Origin of the sequence: Streptomyces sp. NPDC058240, from assembly GCF_042882135.1 — a bacterium.
Classification (GTDB): domain Bacteria; phylum Actinomycetota; class Actinomycetes; order Streptomycetales; family Streptomycetaceae; genus Streptomyces.
In genome coordinates, this window is the sequence record NZ_JBHVWT010000101.1 from 1 (window position 1) to 3,626 (window position 3,626).

The window sequence follows — 3,626 nt, forward strand, 5'->3', positions numbered from 1 at the left end:
GGGAGGTGGGGTGTTGTTGAGAATCGCGAGGACGAAAAGGGGGGGGGGGGGTTTTCGGGCCCCCCAGGGGGGGGGGGGGGGGGGGGAGGGGGGGCTCTTTTCCCCCCCCCCCCGCTCCCAAGTCCCGCATTCACGCGGGCCGTTCCTCCCTCCCTCGTTACGGCGCGGGCAGCTCCACGAGTTCGGCAATGGTCTCGCGGTGCCGCCCGGCCGTGCCGTACGCGATCGAGTCGGCCTTGGCGCGCTTGAGATACAGGTGCGCCGGATGCTCCCAGGTCATGCCGATCCCACCGTGCAGCTGGACGCACTCCTCCGCGGCGTGCACGGCGACGTCGGAGCAGTATGCCTGCGCGACAGCCACCGCCAACCGCGTGTCGGGGCTGCCGGTCGCGAGGGCGTCCGCGGCGTTCCGCGCGGCGGCGCGGGCCGACACGACCTCCAGCCAGAGCTGCGCCATACGGTGCTTGAGCGCCTGGAACGAGCCGACCGGCCGGTTGAACTGGTGGCGTTCACGGGTGTATCGGACCGTTTCGGTCAGGCACCACTCGGCGATTCCGAGCTGTTCGGAGGCGAGCAGTCCGGCGCCCGCCAGCAGACCCCGGCGCACGGCGGCGACCGCGGAAGCGCCGTCGGCCAGCCGGGTCCCGGCAGCACCGGTGAGGGTGACGGTGGCGAGCGGGCGGGTCAGGTCGAGCGGTACGAGCGGCTCGACGGCGACACCTTCGGCACCGGTCTCGACCGCGTACAGGCCGTCGGTCGTCGGCACCAGCAGCACATCGGCGGTGGTGGCGTCGGCGACGCCGGTCACCGTCCCCGCCACCCGTCCGGCCACGACACCGGCCGGCTGAGCGGCGTCGGGCGCCGGAGCGGCGAACGGCACGGCGAGCGCCGCGACCCTGCGGCCCGCGGCGAGGTCGCCGAGGAGCGCGGCAACCGGTCCGTCGGGCGCACCCAGCGCGAGGAGCGTCTGGGTGGCGACGACCGCGCTGGTCAGATAGGGCGCGGGCGTGACACCGCGGCCCAGCTCCTCCAGCACCACCGCGGCTTCACGATGACCCGCGCCCTGCCCGCCGAGCTCCTCGGGCACCAGCAGCCCCGCGGTGCCGATGTCGGCGGCGAGGGCCTTCCAGAGCCGCGGGTCGTACGGCGTGTCGGACTCGACGCGGGCGAGTACCGACGGCGCGTCGCTCCGGTCGGCGAGCAGCGAGCGCACCGCTGCCCGCAGATCCTCCTCCGCCTCCGAGTACAGCAGATCGGGTTCGTGGTTCTCTTCGGTCGGTGCGGTCATCGGGCCAGGTCCTTCCAGGCGACGTCCTTGTCGTTGCGCGGCTCGGCGGGCAGGCCGAGGACGCGCTCGGCGACGATGTTGAGCAGCACCTCGCTGGTGCCGCCCTCGATGGAGTTGCCCTTGGAGCGGAGGTAGCGGTAGCCGGCGTCCCGTCCGGTGAAGTCGACGAGTTCGGGCCGACGCATGGTCCAGTCGCCGTACAACAGCCCTTCCTGGCCGAGCAGTTCGACTTCCAGTCCGCTGATCTCCTGGTTGAGCCGGGCGAAGGCGAGCTTCATTCCGGAGCCTTCGGGGCCGGGCTGTCCGGCGACGAGCTGCTGGCGCAGCCGGGTGCCGGTGAGCCTGGCCACCTCGGCCTCGACCCAGAGGGTCAGCAGGCGCCGGTGGAGGTCGTGGGTGCGCAGTTCCGGACGTTCGCGCCAGGTGCGGGCGACCGGGCCGATCATGCCGCCCTCGCGCGGGATCCGTGCCCCGCCGATGGAGACCCGCTCGTTCATCAGCGTGGTCTGCGCGACCTTCCAGCCCTCGCCGACCGGGCCGAGGCGCCTGCTGTCGGGGATGCGTACGCCGGTCAGGAAGACCTCGTTGAACTCGGCCTCGCCGGTGATCTGGCGCAGCGGCCGCACCTCGACGCCGGGGTCGGTCATGTCGCAGATGAAGTAGCTGATGCCGCGGTGCTTGGGCTGGTCGGGGTCGGTGCGGGCGATGAGGATCGCCCAGCGGGCCAGATGGGCGCTGGACGTCCAGACCTTCTGCCCGTCGACCACCCAGTCCTCGCCGTCACGGACGGCGCGGGTGCCGAGGGCCGCGAGGTCGGAGCCGGCGCCCGGTTCACTGAAGAGCTGGCACCAGACCTCCTCGCCGACCCAGAGCGGCCGCAGGAAGCGCTGTTTCTGCTCGTCGGTGCCGTAGCCGAGGATGGTGGGGGCGGCCATGCCGAGGCCGATCCCGATCCGGCGCGGGTCGTTGTCGGGGGCGCCCGCCACGGCGAGTTCGGCGTCGACGACGGGTTGCAGGGAGCGCGGGGCGTCGAGGCCGCCGAGGCCGGCCGGGTAGTGCACCCAGGCCAGTCCGGCGTCGAAGCGGGCCTTGAGGAATTCGGTGCGGCCGGTGGTGGCCGGGGGGTGTGCGGCGAGCAGGTCCTGGGTTCGGCGGCGGAGCTCGGCCGCGTCGGGTGCGGTCATCGGGCGGCTCCTGACGGGAGGACGACGAGCCGGCCGGTGCTGGTGCCGTCGGCGACCCGCTGGACGGCGACGGCGGCCCCGGCGAGCCCGACGCGTTCGCTGATCAGCGGCTTGATGGCGCCCTGGGCGGCGAGCCGGGTGAGCTCGTCGTGGCAGGCGCGGACGGCGGCCGGGTCCTTGGTGTTGTACAGGCCCCAGTGGAGTCCGACGATCGAGTAGTTCTTGACGAGTGCGTGGTTCAGCGCCGGGGTGGGGATGACACCGCACGCGAAGCCGACGACGATCACCCGGCCCTCGAAGGCGACGCACTTCACGGACTTGGCGTAGGCGTCGCCGCCGACCGGGTCGTAGACCACGTCGGCGCCGCGTCCGCCGGTGGCTTCCTTGACCGCGGCGACGATGTCCTCGCTGTGGCGGTCGATGACCAGGTCGTAGCCGAGCCCGGCGGCGGTCCTGGCCTTGTCGGGGCCTCCGACCACACCGATGACGGTGGCTCCGGCGGCCTTGCCTAGCTGGACGGCGGCGCTGCCGACCCCGCCGGCCGCCGCGTGGACCAGGAGCGTCTCGCCCGCCCGGAGGTGTGCCCTGCGGTGCAGGCCGAACCAGCCGGTCTGGTAGCCGATGTGCAGGGCGGCGGCCTCGGCGTCGTCCAGGGTGTCCGGGGCGGGCAGCAGCGCCGCCTCGTCCGCGACGACGTATTCGGCGAATCCACCGTTCGGCAGCGCGGGGGTGGTGAGCACCCGCCGCCCGTCCGCCGTCCTGCCGCAGATCTCCACGCCGGGGGTGAAGGGCAGCGGCGGCCGCACCTGGTACTGGCCGCGGCAGAGCAGCGCGTCGGGGAAGTTGATGTTCGCCGCGAGCACCTCGATGAGCACCTGCCCGTCGCCGGGCGTGGGCCTGTCCGTCTCCTCCAGCCGCATCACCTCGCTCGGCTCGCCGTTCCGGTGCACTCGCCATGCCTGCATGAGGGGCCTCCACAACACTGTCGGCATTACCACTGCTCCGGCGCATACTAAGCGGTCGCTTGCCCCTCTGGGAACAACCCGCCGGTACCGGTCCCGGCCGGACCCGGACATGGGTGCGGCCCGGCCCGAATGAAAGGGGGCTTTGTCCGGACCCGGCGCAGGGGGGGGCACCTCGTGGGGGTCCGCCCC

The 3,626-nt window shown here is 73.1% G+C and carries 3 protein-coding genes; all 3 read right to left on the reverse strand.

From position 1 onward, the window contains the following. Positions 1–157: 157 nt before the first annotated feature. Genes ACFVX4_RS41020 through ACFVX4_RS41030 form a run of 3 tightly spaced genes read right to left on the reverse strand, consistent with a single transcriptional unit; the run spans position 158 to position 3,437 of the window. Positions 158–1,288 (reverse strand): acyl-CoA dehydrogenase family protein, encoded by a 1,131-nt coding sequence (locus ACFVX4_RS41020; RefSeq protein WP_389988300.1) that lies wholly within the window; start codon positions 1,286–1,288, stop codon positions 158–160. Then, positions 1,285–2,472 (reverse strand): acyl-CoA dehydrogenase family protein, encoded by a 1,188-nt coding sequence (locus tag ACFVX4_RS41025; protein WP_389988302.1) that lies wholly within the window; start codon positions 2,470–2,472, stop codon positions 1,285–1,287. Before ACFVX4_RS41025 ends, ACFVX4_RS41020 begins: the two co-directional genes overlap by 4 nt. Further along, on the reverse strand, positions 2,469–3,437 hold the full coding sequence (locus ACFVX4_RS41030; RefSeq protein WP_389988305.1) for an NADPH:quinone oxidoreductase family protein: 969 nt from the start codon (positions 3,435–3,437) through the stop codon (positions 2,469–2,471). Before ACFVX4_RS41030 ends, ACFVX4_RS41025 begins: the two co-directional genes overlap by 4 nt. Positions 3,438–3,626 lie beyond the last annotated feature (189 nt).